Annotated in this window: 17 protein-coding genes and 1 tRNA gene; 11 read left to right on the top strand and 7 right to left on the bottom strand. The window is 58.7% G+C overall.

From position 1 onward, the window contains the following. Nucleotides 1–3: 3 nt before the first annotated feature. Entirely contained in the window at nucleotides 4–1,989 is a 1,986-nt protein-coding gene (dnaX, locus tag RT131_RS03335) for a DNA polymerase III subunit gamma/tau (protein WP_313170266.1), read from the bottom strand. A gap of 138 nt (nucleotides 1,990–2,127) precedes the next feature. Here dnaX and RT131_RS03330 point away from each other — a divergent pair. The 4 genes from RT131_RS03330 (at nucleotide 2,128) to RT131_RS03315 (ending at nucleotide 6,267) form a co-directional block, all read left to right on the top strand. Continuing rightward, nucleotides 2,128–2,220, top strand: a tRNA-Ser gene (locus RT131_RS03330). A gap of 84 nt (nucleotides 2,221–2,304) precedes the next feature. Next, nucleotides 2,305–3,807, top strand: a complete 1,503-nt coding sequence (locus tag RT131_RS03325) for a site-specific integrase (RefSeq protein ID WP_313170264.1) — start codon at nucleotides 2,305–2,307, stop codon at nucleotides 3,805–3,807. Between the two features lie 29 nt (nucleotides 3,808–3,836). Beyond that, complete coding sequence (locus RT131_RS03320; RefSeq protein ID WP_313170262.1) at nucleotides 3,837–5,465, top strand: restriction endonuclease; 1,629 nt, start codon at nucleotides 3,837–3,839, stop codon at nucleotides 5,463–5,465. Between the two features lie 10 nt (nucleotides 5,466–5,475). Then, nucleotides 5,476–6,267 carry an NYN domain-containing protein gene (locus tag RT131_RS03315; RefSeq protein WP_070490115.1) on the top strand — a complete coding sequence of 264 codons (792 nt, stop codon included), beginning with the start codon at nucleotides 5,476–5,478 and terminating at the stop codon, nucleotides 6,265–6,267. Between the two features lie 511 nt (nucleotides 6,268–6,778). Here RT131_RS03315 and mobQ read toward each other — a convergent pair. Beyond that, entirely contained in the window at nucleotides 6,779–8,320 is a 1,542-nt protein-coding gene (gene mobQ, locus RT131_RS03310) for a MobQ family relaxase (RefSeq protein ID WP_070490113.1), read from the bottom strand. Nucleotides 8,321–8,656: 336 nt separating this feature from the next. Between mobQ and RT131_RS03305 the strand changes: the two genes are divergently transcribed. Together RT131_RS03305 and RT131_RS03300 are read left to right on the top strand one after the other, a co-directional pair. Continuing rightward, complete coding sequence (locus tag RT131_RS03305) at nucleotides 8,657–9,052, top strand: hypothetical protein (RefSeq protein ID WP_141750839.1); 396 nt, start codon at nucleotides 8,657–8,659, stop codon at nucleotides 9,050–9,052. Nucleotides 9,053–9,172: 120 nt separating this feature from the next. After that, nucleotides 9,173–10,174 carry an Abi family protein gene (locus tag RT131_RS03300; RefSeq protein ID WP_141750838.1) on the top strand — a complete coding sequence of 334 codons (1,002 nt, stop codon included), beginning with the start codon at nucleotides 9,173–9,175 and terminating at the stop codon, nucleotides 10,172–10,174. Nucleotides 10,175–10,254: 80 nt separating this feature from the next. Here RT131_RS03300 and RT131_RS03295 read toward each other — a convergent pair whose 3' ends face one another. Further along, a complete protein-coding gene (locus RT131_RS03295; protein WP_070490111.1) occupies nucleotides 10,255–11,328 on the bottom strand; it encodes a Shedu anti-phage system protein SduA domain-containing protein in 1,074 nt (357 codons plus the stop codon). Between the two features lie 36 nt (nucleotides 11,329–11,364). Continuing rightward, nucleotides 11,365–12,057: a hypothetical protein gene (locus tag RT131_RS03290; RefSeq protein ID WP_313170254.1), complete on the bottom strand. Its 693-nt coding sequence runs from the start codon at nucleotides 12,055–12,057 to the stop codon at nucleotides 11,365–11,367. 368 nt (nucleotides 12,058–12,425) lie between these two features. Between RT131_RS03290 and RT131_RS03285 the strand changes: the two genes are divergently transcribed. After that, on the top strand, nucleotides 12,426–13,817 hold the full coding sequence (locus RT131_RS03285; protein WP_313170253.1) for a site-specific integrase: 1,392 nt from the start codon (nucleotides 12,426–12,428) through the stop codon (nucleotides 13,815–13,817). 1,006 nt (nucleotides 13,818–14,823) lie between these two features. Here RT131_RS03285 and RT131_RS03280 read toward each other — a convergent pair. From RT131_RS03280 to RT131_RS03270, 3 genes are all read right to left on the bottom strand, one after another. Beyond that, nucleotides 14,824–16,521 carry a hypothetical protein gene (locus tag RT131_RS03280; RefSeq protein ID WP_313170251.1) on the bottom strand — a complete coding sequence of 566 codons (1,698 nt, stop codon included), beginning with the start codon at nucleotides 16,519–16,521 and terminating at the stop codon, nucleotides 14,824–14,826. Nucleotides 16,522–16,559: 38 nt separating this feature from the next. Then, a complete protein-coding gene (locus tag RT131_RS03275; protein ID WP_313170249.1) occupies nucleotides 16,560–17,672 on the bottom strand; it encodes a dsDNA nuclease domain-containing protein in 1,113 nt (370 codons plus the stop codon). A gap of 388 nt (nucleotides 17,673–18,060) precedes the next feature. Then, nucleotides 18,061–18,363, bottom strand: a complete 303-nt coding sequence (locus tag RT131_RS03270; RefSeq protein WP_093819109.1) for a helix-turn-helix transcriptional regulator — start codon at nucleotides 18,361–18,363, stop codon at nucleotides 18,061–18,063. Between the two features lie 130 nt (nucleotides 18,364–18,493). Here RT131_RS03270 and RT131_RS03265 point away from each other — a divergent pair, with 130 nt between their 5' ends. The 4 genes from RT131_RS03265 to RT131_RS03250 all read left to right on the top strand — a co-directional run bounded on the left by RT131_RS03265 (nucleotide 18,494) and on the right by RT131_RS03250 (nucleotide 21,185). Next, nucleotides 18,494–19,246 carry a hypothetical protein gene (locus tag RT131_RS03265; RefSeq protein WP_313170247.1) on the top strand — a complete coding sequence of 251 codons (753 nt, stop codon included), beginning with the start codon at nucleotides 18,494–18,496 and terminating at the stop codon, nucleotides 19,244–19,246. A gap of 31 nt (nucleotides 19,247–19,277) precedes the next feature. Continuing rightward, a complete protein-coding gene (locus RT131_RS03260; protein ID WP_313170245.1) occupies nucleotides 19,278–19,598 on the top strand; it encodes a hypothetical protein in 321 nt (106 codons plus the stop codon). A gap of 7 nt (nucleotides 19,599–19,605) precedes the next feature. Then, on the top strand, nucleotides 19,606–19,917 hold the full coding sequence (locus tag RT131_RS03255) for a hypothetical protein (RefSeq protein WP_313170243.1): 312 nt from the start codon (nucleotides 19,606–19,608) through the stop codon (nucleotides 19,915–19,917). Nucleotides 19,918–20,141: 224 nt separating this feature from the next. Beyond that, nucleotides 20,142–21,185, top strand: a complete 1,044-nt coding sequence (locus tag RT131_RS03250) for a hypothetical protein (protein WP_313170241.1) — start codon at nucleotides 20,142–20,144, stop codon at nucleotides 21,183–21,185. The last annotated feature ends 699 nt before the right edge of the window (nucleotides 21,186–21,884 follow it).

Below are 21,884 nucleotides of genomic sequence, written 5' to 3'. Positions count from 1 at the left end.
TCGTTACTCTTTGAAAGGACGGATGGAATCGGCCACGACCCGTGCACCCTGCTGTAGCAGCTGCTGCACCTGGGGGTCGGCCATGAACACGGCTTCTGCCGCGGATTGCTGTTCACCGCGCTGACGATCAGCGCGCTGGTGCAAGGTCTCAGCCTGCGCGTCACCGGTCTCAATGAGGATCTTGGGCGTGCTACCCAAGGCCTGCGACAGCGCCTGCGCCAAGGCATTCAAGGCGCGCTCAGACTGCAGGTATTCAAAGCCCGGCAACAAGGCCAGCCGCAGCACACCGTGCTGGAAGCTGACGAAGGCGGCATTGGCGGCCAGCTCGCGCGATGGACCACTCAGGCCGCTGTCGTCGATCAGGTCCAGCCACTGCTCGGCCGTGTTCAGGCTGCGCCCGCCCTGCGACGATACGGTCGGCGCTGCTGGTACCGCCGGTTCGATGGCGATGCCGGTCGGACGCACCGGCTCGGCCCGCTGAACCGGCTGCGGCGCAGCGACGGGCACCGGCTTCGGCGACTCAATCGGTGTTGCAGCCGGCATTTCAATGGCTTCAGGCGCCTCCGGCATGGCCATTTCGGCCGCCATTGCCTCATCGCGCGCACTCGCTTCAGCCGCCTCAACCGCCCATGGCGGCAGATCGTCGTCAGCAGCTGCGGGCTTTGCGGTTTGAACCGGGGCCGAAGCTGCTGCCGGAGCTTGCACAGGCTCAGGCGCGGGCGCTGCGGGTTCGGGCACAGGCTCGGGCTTGGGTTCTGACACAGGCGCGACTGCTGCTGGTGCAGCCTGCGCTGCAACCGGCTTGGCGGTTTGCGCCGACGCTGCGGCAGCGGCAGGTGCGGTTTGCGTGTTGCCACCCACACCTGCGCCAGTCCCGGATGCGCTGCCTTCCGGCGTTGCCGGCACCGCGCCTGCCGGGCGGAACGCCAGCATGCGCAGCACGGTCATTTCGAAGCCCGCGCGCGGGCTGGGTGCCAGATGCAGGTCGCGACGGCCGCCAAGGGCCATCTGATACCAGAGCTGCACCACTTCCGGGCGCAGGCGCTGGGCAAACGCCACCGCGTCAACGCCCTCGCCCGGTACGACAGTGCCCGGCACCAATTGCTGCACCTGGATGCGGTGCAGGCCTTCAGCCAGGGCATCGAGCACCCCGCTCCAGTCCGGCGAGAACTCAGCCAGCCCGGCAACCACCTGCAGCAGGCGCGCGCCTTCGCCATCGGCCAGGGCATCAAGCATGGCAGCGACCTGCGTGCGATCGACCGTGCCCAGCATGGTGCGCACCACATCGTCACGCAGCGCACCGCCGGCATAGGCGATGGACTGGTCCAACAGCGACAAGCCATCACGCAGCGAGCCATCGGCCGCGCGTGCCAGCTGCACGATGGCACTGTCGTCGAACTCGATCTGCTCGGCGCCGAGGATGCGCGTCATCTGCCCGCGGATCTGCTCCTCGTCCAGGCGCTTGAGGTTGAACTGCAGGCAGCGGCTGAGCACGGTGACCGGCAGCTTCTGCGGATCGGTGGTGGCCAGCAGGAACTTCACGTGCTCCGGCGGCTCTTCCAGCGTCTTCAGCAGCGCATTGAACGCCGCCTTGGAGAGCATGTGCACTTCGTCGATCAGGTAGACCTTGTACTGCCCACGCGAGGGCATGTACTGGGCGTTCTCGATCACCTCGCGCACGTCATCCACGCCGGTATTGGACGCGGCATCGATTTCCAGCAGGTCGATGTAGCGGCCGGCATCGATGTCCAGACAGGCCCGGCACTGACCGCAGGGGTCGGCACTGGTGCCGTTCTCGCAGTTCAGCGACTTGGCGAAGATGCGGGCAATGGTGGTCTTGCCGACACCCCGGGTGCCGGTGAACAGAAAGGCGTGGTGGACGCGGCCACTGTCGAGCGCATTGCTGAGCGCGCGGACCACGTGTTCCTGGCCCACCAACTCGGCAAAACGCTTCGGACGCCACTTGCGGGCAAGGACGAGATAGGACATCAGGCAACCGTCTTCATCTGAAGCCCCATTGTGCCATGGCCGGCCCGTCCGCCAGCACCCGCTCAGGGGGTGCTTGTGAACAGCCGCCAGTCCCTATAGAATCCACGCCCCTGCCGAGGCATTAGCGCGGCAGGATCCGGAGAGGTGTCCGAGTGGTTGAAGGAGCACGCCTGGAAAGTGTGTAAGCGTCTAAACCGCGCTTCGGGGGTTCGAATCCCCCTCTCTCCGCCAGATTACGCAAACCCCTGAGAAATCAGGGGTTTTTGCTTTTCTGGGGTGACCCTCGACGGGACACAAATCGGGACACATCTCTCGATGCGCATTCCCCATCACCTCACCCGCTCTCCCACCGGCCTTTGGGCTTTCCGGCAACGCGTACCTACCGACCTTCAAGGCGTGGTTGGCCGACGCGTCTTCAAGCGCACGCTACGCACCCGCGACCTGCCCACGGCCAGGCTGCGCGCACTGGCCCTGGCTGCGGGCTATGCTCAGGCCTTCGATGTGTTGAGGGACCAACGCGTGGACAAGCTGAGCAAGCGCGAGGCCGATGAACTGATCGCCCGCCTGACCCAATCCGACAACCTGAAGGAATTGATCCTTCACCGGTCCCGCGCCGCCGATGGCACGGTCACCGAGCGCTGGCAGATCGACAACGAGGAAGACCTGCGGCTTTTCCAGAAGATGCAACGCCAGGGCGCAGACCCGTTGCTGGACGCCGTCAACGGCGCCCCCTCCCCCGCCCCGGCACCAGTCCCGAAGTCCAAACTGACCCCCATCGCCCTCGAAGACGCCTGCGACGCTTGGCTGGCCACGCTCAAGGGCAACACGCTGCCCAAGACCTGGACGATCAAGCGCACGGCCATCGTTTCACTGGTCGGCTTCCTCGGGAGCAAGACCAAGCTCCACACGCTGACGCGCACGGACTTGGCCCGCTGGTATCAGCACATGCGCGAAGAGGGCGCCTCAACCCCCACCCTGACCAACAAGCAGTCTTACATTGGAGGCAAGGGCGGCTTCTTCGAGTGGGCCATGGCCTCGGGCTACTACCCGAGGGGCGACAATGTAGCCGCTGGGCATGTCAGCTACTCCATCCGAGAGAAGCGAGCTCGGCGAAAGTTCGGCTTCAAGCCTTACGACACCCACCAAGTCCAAACCCTCTTTGCGCCAGCCGCCTTCGAGCAACTGGCGCTTTCAGCCCGCTGGGCGGCGGTCATCGGTCTTTACACCGGCGCTCGCGCCGCAGAAGTGGGCCAACTGCTTCCCAGCGATGTCACCGAGCAGGCGGGATTGCTCTGCATCCACATGTCCGATGAAGGGGAACATCAGAAGCTCAAATCCGATGCCAGCATCCGAACCGTCCCGGTTCACCCCGATCTGCTGGCGCTTGGATTTAAGGAATGGGTTGAGGGATTACGGGCGGCAGATGCAAAACGGTTGTTCCCGGCCGCCAAACCGGATGCCAAGAACGGCGCCGGCAATTGGATCACCAAGGCGTTCGGCCGCCACTTGGAAGCCGTGGGCAAGAACTGGACGCCTGGCAAGCGCGGCTTCCATTCGCTCCGGAAAACCGTCATTCAGTCGCTTCAAGGAGCGGGCGTACCGTCCGAGCTCCGAGCCCAGGTGGTGGGACACGAGTTGGACGACGAGCACCACGCGACGTATAGCCGCGAATTCACCGCCCACGAGAAGCTGCATGGGCCTGGAAAGAACACCCCGGGATTGGCGGTGCTGGATTTTGGCTTGAACCTGCCTGCGCTGCGCGCCCTTTTGAACGACCAAACGCCCAGAAAGCGCGTTAGAAGAACGTCGACAGGTTAGTCTTTAGATATTCGACATCAGGGGGATGTATGGGACGACGGAGCGGCCTAGAAGGGTTTCTGCGGGCAGCCGGCCGGGCAGCGGCGGCAGCGCAGCGCGAAAACAAGCGCCAGCAGCGAATGCAAGCGACGCAACTGAGGCAGTTGGAGCGCCATGAGCGCATGGCTGCTGCGCAACAGATGCGGGAGCTGCGCGCCCTGGAGAAGCAGGAGAAGGAAGCTGCGCGCTTGGCCAAAGCCGAATACCTCCAAGATCGCCAGGCGGAAGCAGACGACCTCAACGCCGAGCTCAAAGACCGGCTGGAGGAACTGGAGGGCCTGCTCCTTCACACCCTGTCGGTGAACGACACCATCAGCTTCGACAGCCTGCGTCACACCGATCCCTATCCCGGCTTCAAGGTGCCCAAGGACTTGGTTCCGGGGTTGGCGCCGGTCGAGGTCGAGGTTCCGGGTCCCACCGGCTTCGCGCGCTTTTGGCCCGGGGCTGCAAAGCGGCACTTGGCAGCCCAGGCGGCGGCCCATCAAGCCCACCAGCAGGTTCTCGAACAGTTCCATCGAGCGGAAGCGCAAAAGAAGCAACGGCTGGCCGATCTACGGGCCCAACACGAGACCGAACGCACGCTCTATGAGGCTGACGTTGGTCGCCGAAACGCTGAAGTGGATGAGTTTCAGAGCGCCTACCTGGCTCACGAGCCTGATGCCGTCGTGGCCTACAACGACATGGTGCTCACGCGCTCCGAATACCCCTCCGAGGGCTTCCCTCAGGCGTTCAAGCTGGCCTATGCCGAGGCATCCAAAGAACTGGTCATTGAGTATGACCTCCCCGAGGTGGGCGTCGTTCCCACCGAAGCCGATTATCGCTACGTCAAAACACGCGATGCGATCGACTCCAAGGCGCGCAAGGCCAGCGACATCAAATCGCTCTACCAAGACATCATTGCCTCAATCGCGCTGAGGACTTTGCACGAAGCCTTTGAGGCCGATCAAGCAAACGCCTTGGCGCTGGTGACCTTCAATGGCGTGGTGGACACCCACGATCCCACCACCGGCCAAGAGGTTCGGGTGCCGGTGGTGTCCGTCCGCGCAACGAAGGCCGCCTTCCTTCAGCTGCGGCTCGAACGCGTGGAGAAAGTCGCATGCCTGCGCAGCCTGGGTGCTCAATTGTCAAACAGGCCCGATGAATTGCAGGCCATCAAACCAATCGTCGAATTCAACATGGTCGACAAGCGCTTCATCGCGCAATCGGACGTGCTCTCAGGACTTGAATCGCGCCCCAACCTTCTGGATCTGACCCCCAGCGAGTTCGAAGCACTCGTCTCCAACCTGTTCAGCCGGATGGGACTGGACACGAAACTGACCCGGAGCTCCCGCGATGGCGGAGTCGATGCGGTGGCCTTTGACACCCGGCCCGTCTTGGGCGGGAAGGTCGTCATACAGGCCAAGCGCTATCGGGACACCGTAGGGGTCAGCGCGGTTCGCGATCTTTACGGGACCATGCTCAACGAAGGTGCCAGCAAGGGCATCTTGGTTTGCACCAGCGGCTACGGCACCGAAGCCTTCAACTTTGCCAAAGACAAGCCCATTGAGCTGATCGACGGGGGTGGCCTGCTCTACTTGCTGAGGGAACACGCCGGCTTGGATGCACGCATCGCAGCTTAAGGACAAGAACATGGCTAACGGATCAGTCCCTCACGACACCAAAGTGGCCGTTTTGGTCGATTGCGACAACGTCAGTCCCGAGATCGTGGAGCACGCCCTGCTGATGGTGGCCCAGTTCGGGCGCGTGGTGCTGCGCCGCGGGTATGGAAACCACGCCACGTTGGCGAACCGCTGGCAGGAAGTGCTCGTCCAACAGGCGTTTACACCTTGCCTCCAATACCAATACGCCTCTGGAAAAAACACTTCCGACATCGCCCTGGCTCTCGATGCTCAAGAGGCGTTGTTCGATCATCGTGCCGACACCTTCTGCCTGGTGACCAGTGACTCCGACTTCGCTTACCTATGCCGAAAGCTGCGGGAGCGCGGAGCGACTGTCTGTATCGTCGGCGAGCCCAAGACGCCAGCGGCCCTGCGAAACGCTTGCGATCAGTTCTTCGAATGGGAGCGCAAAGCAGTCGCCGAGCCCTGCGAAGACCGACCCAATGCATCACCGGCCAAAGCGGAGGGCAACAAAGTTGAGCCCGCGGCAGTCGACACCAAGCCGCTTCCCAAGCGCCGTCCCAAGTTCGTGGTGGAAGCGGTCACGCTGCTGGCTGGAGACACCTCAGAAGGCGAGGTAGGACTGGGGCCGTTGGGCCAATACCTCAAACGAACAGACCCGTCCTTCTCTCCCAATGCCTATGGGCATTCGGGCCTACTCAGCATGCTGAAGACCTATGACCTGCTGACCCTACGCCGGCAGGAAGGAGGCCAGTGGACCGTCAGTCTCGCGCCGGAAAGCAGCCCAGCAAGACAAGACTGAAACGCAGCAACTCTCGACGCTTAAGGCAAGGCATACAAACAGCAAATGTGTGACGCGGTGCGTCATCATCCGCTTGCGCATTTCCGTCTGGGTGGTTCGATGTGAAGAACCTTCACCAGATGAATTACAAATGCCAGCAAACGTCGAACTTCGTATCGCCAGCCAGGTTCTTCAAGCCTTGTTGCCTGAAAACAATACCCGCAACGCTGCTGAGCGTGAGTTGGATGTTCAACATGCGCTGGATGTCGCAAGATTACTGTTGCGTCGATTCGCCGAATCGCAGGGAGGCCATGGAGGTCAGCCCCTTGCCTACGCTCCTACGAGAAGCACTGTATCGCAAGCGGCGAGCGTGGACCGCAGCCAAGTGCCGATGAGCTTCCCTTCACCCGATGCTTGGCGTGCGTCTCGCGGCCTTCCGCCAGCGAAACCACTGCCGGCTCGAAAACCATCGGTGGGCACCGGCCCCCATTGAACAATAGCCCCGCATTCGCGGGGCTTGTTTTTTACAGGGTCAGTGGAACGTTGGCCCTCGGGGGACCGACGGGACGGAACCCAAGACGCTCGAGGCCACCTGCTTCGGCTCAGCGAGCGTAGGAGCGACAGCCTGTGAGGGATGGGGCAACGCTGCAAGCAGTTCAGCCTTGGTAAGGATCTCAGCATCGATGGCATTCAGCTCTCCCTCCGATGCCCGCTCCTGAGCCGCCTTCAGCTCGGCTGTATGTTTCTCGAGAACCGAAAGCCGCCGCCCTCGGCGCAGGGTCCACTCCGACCTCGAGTATCTGGTCGACCCCGGCGGACAATCGGCGTTGAACCGTTCCCACTCCTGCTCGGCCATGTGACGCAGCCTGGTTGCACTCTTCACGTTAAGCAGCCTGCGAGCCCGGCTGATGATGAGGGACTTAAGGGCACGAACCTGGAGCGAAGCTCTGGTGACCCACTGCCGAAGCTCGCTGGTTTCTCCTTGAGAGGAAAGCTGCCGCTGAGCCCACCTCAAGGCATCGCGAACCTTCTCCATGGCCAAGTCTGCCCTAGCCCGGGAAATCTCGTCCACGTCGCGCAGTGCATCGAGAATCTTTTCGGCAAGGCTGATGGGCGTCGGTTCCGGCGTATGCCCGTGAGATGAAAGGAGCAGGTTGTGCAGCCGGATCCCGGATACGCCTCGCATCTCCAGCCCCCCAGGTAGCCCCGCGGTTTCTGCATTGAGCACTCGCCCACTTTGCTTCGCGGCCTCTTGGCCAGGCACTGGGGCGGGCTTTCCTTCCAGCCCGGCTTTGCGCACGAGGAAGTCATAGTGCTCCCGATTGTCTTCGGCGATCTGGTCGTTCGTGCTTGCCTTGTCGGTCGCCACACCCTTCCCAGCTAGGGCCGCAGCATGCTTGCCTAGGTGCTGAGTCGGTTCGCGGGAGAGCGCCGCTGCCGCCAAGTCGTCGCCTCGCTCCATCGCAGACCGTGCCTGTTCGGCCAGACTTCGGTGGTCGATCGTGCTGGCAAGGCCGGCCGCCTCCAAGTGGGCATTTGTAGTGGCCGCGACCATCTCCCGAATCCACTGCACCTGCACCTTGCCAGACGGCCCCACGTCCAGCTCCCGGGTCTTGTCCCCAAAGCCCTCAGGTCCGAGGCGGCGCGTGGTGGCCAGGATATGGACATGGTGGTTGAGCCCATCAGGCGTCCCAGGCGAATGGATGCTGGCCTGGACAGCGAACCCATAACGATCGACCAGCGCGTCGGCGATGACAAACGCCAAGTGCGCCCGCTGCTCTTCGGATAGCTCATGGGGTAAGGAGACTTCAAACTCCCTCGCCACAGTCGAGTCTTTCCGCCGCTCCGCAGCCTCTGCGACTGCCCAGAGCTCCCGAGGGTCCAAGGCCCACGCGGGAGCGTCAGGCGGGGCGAGGCAGAAGCTCTCAACGACGCCACTACGGCGACGGTAGTCATGCTGCTGCCCGGTGAGCAAGTCCATGAGCAGCAGCCCGCCCCGGTAGGCCGCCGCAGCGACGGCCGACTGTCCGCGGCCGCGGCTGAAGGTTTTGATTGAAGTGTGGAAGATAGCCATAAAAACTCCTGACAACAGGGGTCTTTATGGATCAGCTTTTGCTTTTGGCAAGCCTCGCAGAGGCTTGGGGTCCCAGGGGCGAAGCCCTTGGCGCACGCGTTCCGCAGGAACGCCTAAGTGCGCTCTTGCTCGATCACTGGTTTGGTTAGCTCATATGCTTCATGCGTTACCCCGGCGAGTCGATTTCATCAGGGTCACAACGCTCTGCTTTCGTGGGCACCTTGGCATGTCTAGAGCTTCAGCAATCCAACAGAGCACGATATCGGCTCATAGCCGTAGACAGTGTAGGCTGATATATGTAATATCCACTTATCACAGCTCGCCGGAAGAGGCATGATGGCAACTCGTAAGCATCTCGTCAGCAGGAAGAACCAAATTGTCCCAATCAAGAAGGGCGGCGCAACCCACGATCCCGAGTGCGTTTCGCTGGCCATTGAAGAGTTCAAGCGCGCAGCAGGCAACCCGAACGTGGGCAGTCTTAAACTTGAACTGGACAAGCGTACAGGTGTGATCAAGCTCGACGCACGGAGCACCGATAAGCAAGTGGTGACCAAGGAAATCCTGGGTCCAGGCTTGGACATCGTAACCCACTACGATGGCCGCTCACTCAAGAGAAATGAAAGGGATGCCAACATCTTGACCCTACTGGACCGCGGCCTCACCCAAGTGCAAGTTGCAACCAAGCTTGGTGTCTCTCAAGCACTTGTTTCCAGAGTAAAAAACTCAGGATAAAAAAAGGCCGCCCGAAGGCGGCCTTAGGTGAAACTGGGATAACGACGCTGCATTATTCGCGCCTCTATCCCTTCTTTGGCGCCAAGCTGGCGCGTCTCATTGACAAGGATATCCCTGACCATGCCTTTCTGTCAAGGCGTAGTTGTTCAAGCAATTGAAAGAGCCCTCTCGGCCCCTCGGCTGGCGTCATACGCCAACCTCATGGCGACGAATCAAGGTCGTGAGGCAGTCGGCGCCTACATCTGGGGCCTTGAGCTTAACTCTGCGCTCTCGCCATTTCTGGGGCTGGTCGAAGTTGCTCTTCGCAATTCAATCAACAGTGCTGCATGCTCCGCATTTGGACGGGCCGACTGGATGCAGGACGTCATCAAATGGCACGGTGACAAGCTGTTCATGGCTAAGGCACAATCCGACCAACAAACCTCTCAAACCTATTATCGAAGGGGCTGCCATCCGTTCCATCGCCAGCGCCTTAATGGCCGCCCCCTCAAACACTGGAAATCCCATGTGGAGAGAAAGCGGGAGTCTATTCTTCAGCAATTGACACGTGAGGGCAAGCCGCACTCCAATGACCAAGTTGTGGCACATGCGATGTTTGGTTTTTGGTTAGACTTTATGGAAGCACCATTTGAGGAACAAGGCGCCCCCTACTCTCTCTGGCCCAGATGCGAAAGGGATATTTTTCCCAACGACGCCTCGTTGGACCGTGCAGGTGCTGAGACGATCCTCGTTGCTGTGAAAGGCTTGCGAAACAGGGTCTCACATCACGAGCCCGCATGGAACATAGCACGCCCTCTCACGCCCGCTGGCGTGAATGTCTATATGCGCACGGTCACCCAAGATATGACGCGCTTGCTGGACGCAATAGATCCGAATTTGGCTTTGATGATGAGAAATGCGGGCATGTATCGGCGACTAGATTGGTTACTCGACCCACAAACCGTTTCCTCCTTCTCATCAATATCACCAAACGCGCCTATTGACTTCAAACGCCTGAATCGCTCGATTCGACGATTTGCAAAACAGATATCCCATCCCACCCCTCTACCCAACACATTCTCGACCTCTTACCGAGTGGAGCATTGTGGTCGGCCACTCATGACCTTCTCGGCTTTCGTATAGCTGCCCACCTTATATCGCAGATCCCTGATCACCCATATATTTTGCTGGAGTTGGAAAGTCTCTCTAAACCGTGGCATGACTTACCAGGGAATGTCGTCGTCGAGTTCGGCGGCGCCGACGGAAGCGGCTGCCAGATCCGCTGCTGGCACCATCATATCTATCAGCCGCTCTCCTTGCGCCAATAGATGGTCGTAGGTCATGACCGTGATTCCATGCATGCGCCGATTGAGACCGTGGAGAGCGCGCTGCTGCTCGTCTGTCCACTCATGGGAGCGACCGATGACGATAGTGGCGCGTGGGTGGTATGCCACCACCTCCTTGTGGTCGAGCAAGCCCTTGTCAGCAAAGTCATGGAGCATGTCGAGGTAGCGGTGGCACTGACCGATGGCTTTCGATACCTCGGCGGAAAAGTAGTGGTTCTTGTGAGCCTTGTCATAGAGCAGAACTTCCATGTCGGGCCGTTTCAGCTCAACGATGTCTCGATAGCCCGCAATGACGTTAGGCAACATCAGGTCTATGTTGTCCCCAGTGGTGATTGCACGCACCTCGTCCCGAACCACGTAAGCATTACCGAAGGCCCAGCAGTGCTTTTCGCACCATGACTGGTAGACCTGCTCTGCCGCCTCCCCACGCCCCAAGCTCGAGCGCAGCTCAGCGACCGCCGAGCGCATTTCGCTGAGGCGGATAGATCCGCGTAGCGCGGTGGTCAGTTCGTGAGTGAGCTCCGTGCTAGCCAAGTGCTGGACCAGGTCCGAATGCGAGAGCACCTTAGTAAGCGCGCCGACCAGGGTCTGCGGATCGTGCCCGCTTAGATCCGCCGCCCCGTTAGCCACCTTGATCAGGATGAACTCACCGGCTTCCGATTGCTGCGCCAATGGAAGATGCGTCTGAAGGTATTTGAAGAGCTTGAGCGTGGAGGCCTCGGTCAAGGTGATGCTCTTGACCGGGTCCTCCTGCCAGGGCGAAGCCTTGGTCTTCTTGAATCCCTCAAGCTTTATGGAGAACTCTGTATGGTCGCTATGAGGAATCAGCCATCCAACCACATGCAGCTTGGTCCGCGTCGTCTCATTGAGGACCACGACGGGCACATAGTCGAGCTTTCCGCTGCTCGCCGTCTTCCGAACGACTTTAGCCAAATCCCCTGCCTCGCTCATTGCATCTCTTCCTTGGGCCACGGTGCCCGGATAGTCTCAGCTCTGCTTCGCAAGCGCCATCAGGTGACGCAGCGCTCCCGCCCGGTCCTTCCATGTGTCGACGTTCCACGATGGATGGTAGACCCACGTCATCAGGGCTGACCCACCCTCGTAGTCCAGTGACCAGACTTCCCTAGATTCGATGTAGCGTGGCTTGCTCGCTCCTCGATTCACCTGTTGGGCAATGAAGGGCTCTAAGCCTGGTTGTGGTTCACCATGACTAAAGAACCGCCAAGCGGTGCGACCCAGCACCAGCACCACATCCGGGTTTAGGACTGGCAGGATATCGTTGACCAAAACGTTGCCACCATCCCGCAGCGCCTGGCTGCGCGGCCGATGATTTGCTTTGGTGCCAGCGAAAGACTGGGATAGGTTGATGAAGGCAATGCGCCGCCAGACCTCTGCCGCCTCCGCTATCGAATGCTGACTGTCCCCGGTAAGCACCAGGTCCAAGGCACGGAAGAATGGACCATCACTGGAATCCCGAACCCGAGTAGCCATCCCTTGAAAGATGTTCTTGGTGTATGGCCGGGTCACCTCTACGGCATCGCTGACTCCTTCCGTCCGATAGTGAGACTCCCCAAGCAGCAACAGCCGCTGCCCATCGAAGCCTTGGGAAAAGCGCTCACCCACGTAAGGGACGAAGCGGACAGATGCCGGCCAAACTTCCTCTACCATCGACTTCCTCATGCCACGCCTCCGTCAAACTGGCCCGATTTAGGATGCGGAGAACGAGAAACCAAACTCAAAACCCTAACAACGAAAATGCTTCATTTAACCAATGTTCAGCAAAAGATGGGAACCTGAACGTGTTTTGTTAGCTTATATACATTAAACAGTACGGTAATGACTCCGAATATTGGCCACCCCTCCGATTACAAGCCATTGATTTAAATGCAAATGCCATAGGATTTCCAGGCGGTACGATTGGCCGGGCCGAGGCGCAAATCGGCACCTCTCTGGCAATGCCTAAGGCCGTGAACAAGACCCCGATTTTTCGTTGACGATTTTTGGGCCCGCAGTATCTGTACTTCCATCCTTCAGATGGAAGCAACGCAGTGACCTCCCCCACCTCGCAACACCTCAACTCCTACCTCGCGGACCCTACCGGCACGCTCAAATTGACAGACGTTCGCATCGGTCGCGTCCGCATCGGCGAAATGATTGTGACCGGCCGAGAGGCGGCGATCCACGCCCAGGAAATCATCAATGACGCCTGCGAGCGGACCCGCCGCGCTCGCCTTGGGAAGAACGGCACACGCTACCCAGAGCCGCTCCCCGTCGCTGCACCTGCCCGCCTACTGTCGATCGAGATCCGAGACTACCTGGCTGACCGGGAGCGCATGGGCTTGGCACGCAACACCATCGAGGCCACGGCTCGGACATTGAAACTGCTCCAGATGGCCTGTGGGGACATTCCCGTTTCCCGCATCGACCATGCCCACATCTACAGGCTGTGGGATCTTCTGCGCTGGGCTCCGCCGCTGTTGCTGTCTGACCCCATGTATCGCGATTGGACGTTCGAGCGCGCGGTCGCCCGAGGCAAGGCGCTGCGCGTTGACCCGCCGGCTCCCGCCACGGCCGAAAAGCACCGCAGGTTTTTGGTTACATTCTTCGGGCGCTTGGAACACGCAAAGGCCATCGCCGCTTCACCCATGCGAGTCTTCGCGGAGGTCAAGAAGGACCTGGCTATTGACCCCAACAAGGCCGAACGGTTGTTTGATGAGGCCGACCTTCAGCGCATCTTTGCGCCCCAGACCTTCATCCCGTGGGCCATGAAAGCCCCGCATCGGTGGTGGGTCCCCATGCTTGGCCTCTACACCGGCGCACGTATCAATGAGGTCGCGCAGCTGAAGCTGGCGGACATTGTCCAAGAGAGCGGCGTGTGGTGCATCCGGATTCAGAAGACCGTCGACAGCGACCTTAGTCATAAAGATCGCAACCGGAGCAGGCAAAGCCTAAAAGGCAAAGCGGCTGTCCGCACGCTGCCCATCCCCCAACCGCTGCTCGACGCAGGTCTCCTGGCATTCGTGGAAGACGTGCGCGCTTGTGGCCATCCTCGCCTCTTCCCACACCTCTCTGCCGGCGTGCGACGTGATACCGGCGAGACGAACGCCCGTTACAGCCAAGGCGTCCTCAATCAGTTCAGCCGATACATGAAGGGCTTAGGATTTCCGCCAGGAGTTGGATTCCATGCCTTCCGCCACACCATCGCCACAGAACTGCACCACAAAGGTGTGCCTGATGAAGATATCGCCCTAGTCACGGGCCACTCCATCAGCAAGAGGGTTCCGGTCCTGCATGAGGCCTATTTCCACAAGAAGCCTGAGTTAGCACGAACGAAGCAGATCGCAGTTCTGGAGAAGTATCGCCCTGACGTGGTGCTTCCGGTCTACCAAGCGGGGCAGTTCGAGAGTGCGTTGTCGGACCCTCGCAAGTTCTATCCTTGAGAAAATCGACCGCCTAGAACTGCGGTCGTCGGCCGAGGGGCGGGACGGGAGGGGCGGCGTTATGAAGGTCCCGGACTAACGCTTGGAAGTTAGTGTTGTATCCCGGCCCATCACTGAGATCTACGAACATCCTTCCTCTAAGGTTTACAGGGGTGTTTCCGGCATCTCGCCGATCTTTGATGACGGGGATGAATCTCATAGACAAGGGATCGCCGGCAAGCTGTGCGGCGGTCACCAGATGCTCATACCCAACCCCACCCAAGCGCTGGTTTGCCCGGTTCATATAGTTTTCGGTGCAGACCACGATAACCCGATCACAGGCAGCTGCCTGTTCCATGAAATGGGGCAGGTCCTGTCCGAACCGAAGGTGTGTTCGGTCCGAGATTGCGTCGACACCGTTCGCCCGCAAATCAATCACTAGCCTACGGACCCACTCCAGATGCTCAGGTGAATCCCAAGAATAGGAAACGAAGACCTTGGGTGGCGGAGATGGGTCATCCTGCAAGATGCCGTTTCGAACCAGGACATCTAGCAGATCAACGTCCTTCACCGCCCAGTGGGTGCGCGTGTGTTCCCAGTTTCGCTCCGAGATATCCAGCTGGCCAAACATCTCCTTTAGGCGAGTAGCGGGGATAGGGCCTACTCTCGCGTCAATGGACCAAGTGATTCGCACCCCCCCGTAACGAACTTGGATGTCCTCGATCCGACCGACCTGCGAAGAAGGCCCAACGTCACGTCCTCGATCTTCATAGGCAAACAGCGTAGGAAGCCCCTTAAGGGCAGTAATAGTATCCGCAGTCAAGGTAGCAAAACGTTCTGCTAGCAGCGGGACGGTGTGCTCAAGGTAACGTGGCAGCTCAAGGATGAACTCGTCCTCATCCCAAGTCCCCTCCCGATACACCATCAACAAGTTATACATACGCTTCCATACTGACTGAGTTAGCCACGACAGATGACCAGGGCTTTCCGACAGGATAAGCCCCACAACGAGTTGCGGCGATGAGGATCAATGTGCCGACATCTCTCGAATGGCTTGGAAACCACGAATCACCTCAGATGTCTGCTCATATTCTTCGGTGGAGAGCAGCGAATACTTCGTGTCCAACACCAATGGGTCACACCCGAAATCAACCTCTGCATCGTCGACCAGCAACAGGATGAGCTGAGATCCAATCGGCCGTTCGTCCCTGATGAAGTGAAGAAGATTCAGGTGATTGATGTCATCCTGGTCCTGCTGTTTGGGCGAATCCAGCACAATCGGACATCTCACAGCGTCCTCTGCATCCCAGATGAGATGAAGGATTGCATAAACGTAAGCGAGGATGGCGCGTGGCCGGTCACTTCCGGTCTCTTGAATCTTGAGCATCAGCGACTTAAGGAAGTCTTCTTGGAACATGACGCTGAGCTTCTTGGCAAAGCCAGTCAACAACCGAGCATACGTCTCGAGGATCTCCTTCTTTCGCTCCGTTGAGCGCGCATTTTTTAGCCGCTCCGCCGCCTGCTTAATCCGATAGTCCAGAGTGGCGATCTCCTGAACAAGATCAGCAACCTGATCGTCCAGCTGTGAGGAGAATCGCTTCTGTCCTGCTCGCTCAAGTAGACGTGCGAACGTGACCTGCCCCCGTCTGCGAGTGAGAAGATCATTGAACCTTTGCTCGTCCTCGGTGGCGTCTTTGAGGCGCTGACGACTGATAGCGATCTCACCAGAGACAATCGCCTGAGCATTCATCACCTCAACTAAGACATCGTCTGTCCGACTTTCATCTTGCGCCAACGCAAACCGTTCACCAAACGAGTTCTCGTGAAGCTGACCACAGGTCGGGCACTCTAGGTCTTCACCCTCATGCTTCACAGCGAACATGTAGTCCGCATGCAACTCCCTGCGAACGCGGTCGAGAATCTCCCGCTGAGCCTCCAGTTGTAGGCGGCGCTGGGTCAAGCCTGAGAGCTTTGCTCGCTCTTCCTCACGGATCTCCACCAACTGCTGGAGCATGCCCACCACGCGCTCAATCTCCTCGGAAAAGACTTCCGGATCGATTTCTACGTCGATGTCTTCAGCAACCGTGTCCTTGGCTCGTTTCTGAAGCGAGCGCAATCCATCCAACTGCTTAGCCGGCTCAACTCTGGCAGCCATTGCTGTCGCCTGGAGCTCTAAGGCATCGAAATACTCAGCACCTGTCACGCCCACGTGGAAGTTAACAACGTCTTCTCGCCAGCGAGCGAACTGTTCTAGACGAGCAAAGGAAGTCCAAGGACTGCTCCACCCAGCATCCTGGTCCACATAGAAAGGGATAAACAGGTAGGCCGGCGGCGGAACGACCACCTTTTCGGCCCGATTTTTCAGCCGAAGCTTGGCACCCAGCAACTCATAGAGAGCCGGCGCGAGCCCTTCAGTAACACTGGTGTAGCAACCTCTGACGCGCTCTGATTCGATCAATGTGAAGGTTTTTCCCTCCTTCAACATGACGTAGGAATCGCCATCGACAGTGAACTCCAGCGCCGATATGACGCTCGCACCTTTCCAATCCGGGTGGATCTCTGCCGCTTCTGCGCCCAGCGTCCCATAGATGGACTTGGCTAACGATGACTTGCCTACGTCATTTAGGCCCTTGATCACCGTCACGTCGGGGTGGAACTCGACCGACCTTGCTTTTCGTTCCCGATGGGATACGAGATGAAGCCTTTGAAAGACTAAGTTTTTCATGAGTCCTGGTCCTTAGACTGCGCACCAGCATCCGGAAGTTATTGGGGTTGGTTTTCATAGAAGGTCATCATCACGACAATGAGTTCCTGTTCCGGGGAAAGCGCAGCAGCGCCGTATCCGGAGTCACTTCGAGCGAGCGCAACGGCAGCGTTCGCCATGTCAAATAGCGTTGAACTATTGGCCATGACGCTCTCACCCGCTGCGACAAGGATTTGCCTATCTCGTCGGAACGCTCCATCCAACGGGCTCTGCATCCTTGAGAAGTAATCCGGATAGGCTTCCCGGAGCTTGACCCGAACAGGAAATGGCACGTTGTCTTTGTGTAGCTCTGCGAGGACATTTGCCCAGGCACCAGCGGCTGGGGCCACGGATCGTGCGCTGTCAAGCATCAGGTTAAAGGAAGCCCGGTCGATCCCTTTTGCACTGCAAACCTCGGAAATGGTCCCGGAGGGCCTTTTAGCTACAGTCCGTCTACGCAACTCGTCAAACAGGGTTCTGTAGAAGGCCTTGGGCCGAATGTGAGCGCCTTTGACGTGCTGATCTAAGAAGTTGGTCACCAAGCCGACAGCGGTTTCGTTGTGTGTATCCAGATGAATCTGGGCAATGGAAACCGTTAACTGCTCCCGGAGAGGCTCTTCAAAGTCCTCGCCCAGCTCGTCCGCCAAGCAGGTCCTCATAACCTCCCACTCTGTAGGCTTTAACACCTCGAAGAGTCGCTCACCAGATGGCTCAGAGGCCTTTTCGGTGACAGGGAAGCCATAGCCGCTTCCCACGTTGGTCACGAACTGGAAAGTGACTTGCTCCTGCTTTAGCTGAGCAGCCTTGGCGCACAATCGCCCAAGGATGGAAGGTAGAGCGTCGCCACTCTTACCCTTCTTCCGATTCGTCAGCTTCTTCAGCGTCCAAGCACTTTTTGCGCTGGTCTTGATCTGATAGAACGCGGCGCATGATGGCTGGTCTGGACAATCCAGGACAGCGATGTCCTCATGCAACTCGCAAAGGAGCACGTAGTTCCCTGATCCTTGGTGCAGGGTCAGTAACCGAGCCAAAGCCCAGTTCTTTTGGTAATCGAAACGATCCGCAGAGATCGCGCCGCCTTCCTCTGCCAATGGAGCCGTGGACAGGAAATCAGCGATGACGGTCGAACTCATTTCCCGAGGCCCCTTCCGTCGGATCTCCTTGCCCGACGCCTTGCCTCGATTAGAGGCATCTTTGCGACTCAAGTCAACATTGGGCCAACACACTCAGAACAATCAATAAGTTGTGGGAAACCGTCTATTTCCCTGGGCACTGCTAATCCCGCCTCCAGACGTCCGCGACGACAAATTGCGAAGGCTGTTTGAAGTGCCACCTCCCTGTGGCACGCCTTGGTCATCTCTGCTTGGGCTTCGGCGGCGGCGTTTTGATCGTCTCAACCACCGACCCCTTTTTATCCCGCTGAGCTTCCTTCACGGGCTTGAACTGCCCCGTTCCAGCATCGCGTCCGACTTTCCTCGTTGCCATTTGCAGCTCTCCTTCTAGAAAGGGAACCAACGACAGTCACCGCTTGAGCTTTTTCAGCAACCAAAGCGCCGCATCAGCGCGCTCCTCCGGCGAAAGCTCTTCCAACGCCAGAATAACGTCGGCCATGTGGTCATCTCTCGCGACCAAGTAGGCCATGGGCACGCCCAGCACGTCCGCCAGCCGCCCCAGTCCATCTAGGTCAATCCCACTGACTTCCGTCTCATACCGGTTGACCCGGCTGCTCGCCAGCTTCTTATCGAGCCCCATCAGAACTCCCAAAGCACGCTGACTGGCGATGCCACGGAGCTCCCGCGCCTGCTTGAGCCGCGCGGCAAACAATGATCGTGGGGACGGATGAGGCACGTGAACCGCAGTTGAAATTTCGGGTGGACAGCATGACGTGGTCCCTCAATGCATGGCAGACTCTTCATGAAATGTAGCACCCTCCAACTCAACCGCAGGGGATTTCATGAAGAAGAACACCATGGGAGTGGCGGCCGGCCTTGCCGCGACGCTGTTTGTAGCCGCTACCGCCTCGGGCCAGGCGCCCGCTGAAACGAAGCCCGGCTTCTTCCGACAGTTGGGGAAGAGCTTGAAAGACGCCGGCCAGCAAGCACTGGGGGCCAAGCCAGCAACCAGCAGCACGTCCGCCGCTGGCCCCCTCTACACCCCGATCAGTGGTGCCGGCCGCATCAATGGGCTTTACAAGAACGAGGACCACCAGGCCGCCCAGATGGGCAAGCTGGACTGGCCCCGGGTGGCGCTCAGCTTCAAGGAGTGGGGCGCCAGCTTGCCGTGCTGGACCATTGAGGCCCGGATCTGGACCAGCGCTACCGCCTCCACCACCGAGACCTTCCGAGCGTGCGCCGACGCCCCGTTGACCATTACCGACGACCTCGGGGAGCAGGCCGAACTCAACAGCAACGCGCGGGCCAAGGCCACCACGGACCTGATGGTGGGCCTGAGGGTACGCCCTGGGAAGCCGAACACCGGCGACGATCGGACCACTGGCCCTACCCCGCCCCGCGAGCCCTTCAACGTGCGCACGACCCGCGAGGGCGTGGCGTGGCAGGCCCGGAAGGTGGCTTTGAGCGCCGCCTGGATGTCCGGCTTCTTGCGAGCTGATGACCTGTATCCCGGCCCCTCGGGAATGCTCACCCCCTTCCGCGACACCCGCATGTGGATCGCTGGGTTTGATCCGGCCGGCAACCGCGACAAGTAAGACCCCAATCCTCAACCAGGAAGAGACCCTCATGAACACGATCAGGAACGTCGCTTTCAGCTTGACCACCGCTTTGGCACTGGCGGCCTGCGGCAGCAAACCCTCCGACGAACAGGCTCAGAAGGCCATCACCGCCGAGTTTGAGCGTGTGCTCGGCAGCCAAGTTTGGGTGAAGGAATACCGAGACTTCAGCCTGAGCGGCTGCAAGAAGTCGGAAACGGCCGACGGGGTGATCTGCGACGTGGGCGGCTCGGTCGTCCTGGACATCGGCGGCGTCACGCAGGCCCGGCCGTTCGTTCAGCCGGTCCGCTTTTCGAAGGCGTCCGGCGAGTGGACCGCCCACAAGCCCTAATTCACCCATGACCTACTACGCACCCACCCCCACCGTTTCGGTGATGACACCACAAGCCCGGTTCACGCTGTGCTTCTGCGTCGCCGTCCTGTTGACGGGGCCGTTCGGCCTCGTCATCGGGCCGGTGCTCTCACGACTTCTTCGGAGGCGCGCGGAGCGCATCCATGCCTTAGCTGCGGCTCAAGCCCAACGGCGGAGCGGAGACCACTTCAACGTCGGCCAGATCTGGGCCATCACGGCATGCGGCCTCATGGGACTGATCGGAGCGCTTGTCATGCTGCCAACCGTTTTCTTCGTACTCCTTGGCATGTTCGGCTGAACGTCGCCGGGTTGAAGCGATCACCTCACTCAGACCCACAAACGAGAAGAGGCCCCGAAAGGGGCCTCTTCTTGAACACCCACCTAAAAAAAAGCCCCAGGAGGGGCGCCTACTTCACGCCTGTCCCGGGGCTGGATACTATGCAGGGGACGCATGTCGGCATTGTAACAGTGTGCCGACAGAGGGGAACCACCTGCTGCTAGTAAGGAAACTATCTCACAATCATGGCCGAAAGTCAATCCTCCTTCACCTACGGGCTGCAAACAGTCAATGAGCTTATTGATTGTTTATCTAGAGAAAGGCTCCATAGCTACTTACTCCACAGCAAAACGGAGCAAGAAGGGCTAGAACTCTATCTCTACAACGCCAGGGTTTCAAAGTCATTTTTATTCCCTCTTCATATACTAGAAATTACTTTAAGAAACTCAATTGACCGAGAAATATCAAAATCCTTCACACAGAATTGGCATACATCCTCAAAATTCACATCAATCCTGACGCTGGAAAGCCATGACTCATTAAATCGAGCTCTATTGCGCTGCCAGAAACTAGGAAAGAATACGAAAGGCGACTTGATCGCAACACTGAGCTTCGACTTTTGGTCTAACCTTTTTAGACAAGAGTACGATCGCCCCCTGTGGCAAACAAGAATTCATCTCCTCCTTCCAAATCACCCAGCCCCATCCAGACGCAGCTTTCAAAAACTTGTATCTGAAATAAATCATTTCAGGAATAGAATCGCGCATTACGAGCCAATTATCGGCCTAGACACTTCAGGGATGCACCATAAGATCACTGAGGCCAGTGACTATCTGTCGAAATCCGCCTCCAAGTGGATCAAATCTCACTCAACTGTTCAGAGAATGATAAGAACGAGCCCTAGGCAGGATGAGCAAATTACGGTCGAGGCGGTAGCGGACGTCGATTTTATTGAGGTCGACGCAGAAGAAAAACTCGCTCACTTAGTCACGAGAAAAAACAGGTTCTTCATCTCCCTCAACACAGCGGGCTCTTACTTTGCTTTCGATATGGCAAATATTGGCACATACGTAAGTAACAATTTACACGCAGGACTCATAGACCTCTCGGACCACACTGTCGAACACCTAATTGCACAACAACAGAATTCAGCTTCAATTACCATCCAAAGAACAGAGCCCCTGAATTCACTGGGCGACCACTTTAAAAAGGCGAACGCCCCAATTCTTATCGTCCTCGATGGATCTAATATCAAAGGCGTGATTGCTCGCGCACATCGCAAATACTAGCTTGGAGCTCATCAATAGCCCGAGGCAGCGCAGGATGACAGGCACCCACCCACATAATTTGGCGAGAATCCACCTTATATGCGAGCGCACGCATCTACCGGTCTTAGGGCTCTTACCCGGCTTATTCACCACGCATCTCACGACGAATGCGCTTGGCCTCCAGCGACCAGATAGCGGTGTCCCGGAAGCCGTGGTGCCCCTCCCTCCGCCCGCGCCTCCATCCCCAGCTTGATGAGTTAGCGTGGCGAGCCCGGCTTTAATACCCGTTCTTCGCATCAAAGCCCAGTTCTGGGAACAACTTCGTCTGCCCTTTAGCCTTCAGCCGCGTCCCGGCGCTCCCAGAAACTCAGCCGAACGAGGTCAGGATGAGCCTGGTCTTCGCTAGCTGGCATTGCTCTTTAGGCTTTGTCTTCTCCGCGCCCAGCCAAGGGGAGTCCATAGGATCGAGCGCTAGCAGGAAGTTCAAGCCACAGGCTAGACTATGAGGTCACAAAACAGGACACATGTCCGGTTTGCGATCTGCTGCAGGGTCAAGAGGTTAGGTTCGGGTCGATCCGATCCCCCTCTCTCCGCCAGATAAAAAGAAAAGGCCGCCCATCGGGTGGCCTTTTCTTTTTATCTGGGGGAAAGCATGGGCGATGAGAGTGTCGACTCCCCGCATTTCAATGCCAAGCTAAATTAGAGGTTTCCGGTTCGTGG

This window comes from Stenotrophomonas sp. (genome assembly GCF_032066555.1).
Lineage (GTDB): Bacteria > Pseudomonadota > Gammaproteobacteria > Xanthomonadales > Xanthomonadaceae > Stenotrophomonas.
Note: the sequence above shows the minus strand (reverse complement) of the source record. Positions and strands in the feature narration are given on the sequence as shown.

Excerpts from the sequence above, each read along its gene's own strand:
- RT131_RS03325 (WP_313170264.1), top strand. The coding sequence starts at position 2,305 with ATGCGCATTCCCCATCACCTCACCCGCTCTCCCACCGGCCTTTGGGCT.
- RT131_RS03275 (WP_313170249.1), bottom strand. The coding sequence starts at position 17,672 with ATGAGTTCGACCGTCATCGCTGATTTCCTGTCCACGGCTCCATTGGCA.
- RT131_RS03250 (WP_313170241.1), top strand. The coding sequence starts at position 20,142 with ATGGCCGAAAGTCAATCCTCCTTCACCTACGGGCTGCAAACAGTCAAT.
- RT131_RS03255 (WP_313170243.1), top strand. The coding sequence starts at position 19,606 with ATGACCTACTACGCACCCACCCCCACCGTTTCGGTGATGACACCACAA.
- RT131_RS03315 (WP_070490115.1), top strand. The coding sequence starts at position 5,476 with ATGGCTAACGGATCAGTCCCTCACGACACCAAAGTGGCCGTTTTGGTC.
- RT131_RS03300 (WP_141750838.1), top strand. The coding sequence starts at position 9,173 with ATGCCTTTCTGTCAAGGCGTAGTTGTTCAAGCAATTGAAAGAGCCCTC.
- dnaX (WP_313170266.1), bottom strand. The coding sequence starts at position 1,989 with ATGTCCTATCTCGTCCTTGCCCGCAAGTGGCGTCCGAAGCGTTTTGCC.
- RT131_RS03305 (WP_141750839.1), top strand. The coding sequence starts at position 8,657 with ATGGCAACTCGTAAGCATCTCGTCAGCAGGAAGAACCAAATTGTCCCA.
- RT131_RS03280 (WP_313170251.1), bottom strand. The coding sequence starts at position 16,521 with ATGAAAAACTTAGTCTTTCAAAGGCTTCATCTCGTATCCCATCGGGAA.
- RT131_RS03320 (WP_313170262.1), top strand. The coding sequence starts at position 3,837 with ATGGGACGACGGAGCGGCCTAGAAGGGTTTCTGCGGGCAGCCGGCCGG.
- mobQ (WP_070490113.1), bottom strand. The coding sequence starts at position 8,320 with ATGGCTATCTTCCACACTTCAATCAAAACCTTCAGCCGCGGCCGCGGA.
- RT131_RS03295 (WP_070490111.1), bottom strand. The coding sequence starts at position 11,328 with ATGAGCGAGGCAGGGGATTTGGCTAAAGTCGTTCGGAAGACGGCGAGC.
- RT131_RS03290 (WP_313170254.1), bottom strand. The coding sequence starts at position 12,057 with ATGAGGAAGTCGATGGTAGAGGAAGTTTGGCCGGCATCTGTCCGCTTC.
- RT131_RS03260 (WP_313170245.1), top strand. The coding sequence starts at position 19,278 with ATGAACACGATCAGGAACGTCGCTTTCAGCTTGACCACCGCTTTGGCA.
- RT131_RS03265 (WP_313170247.1), top strand. The coding sequence starts at position 18,494 with ATGAAGAAGAACACCATGGGAGTGGCGGCCGGCCTTGCCGCGACGCTG.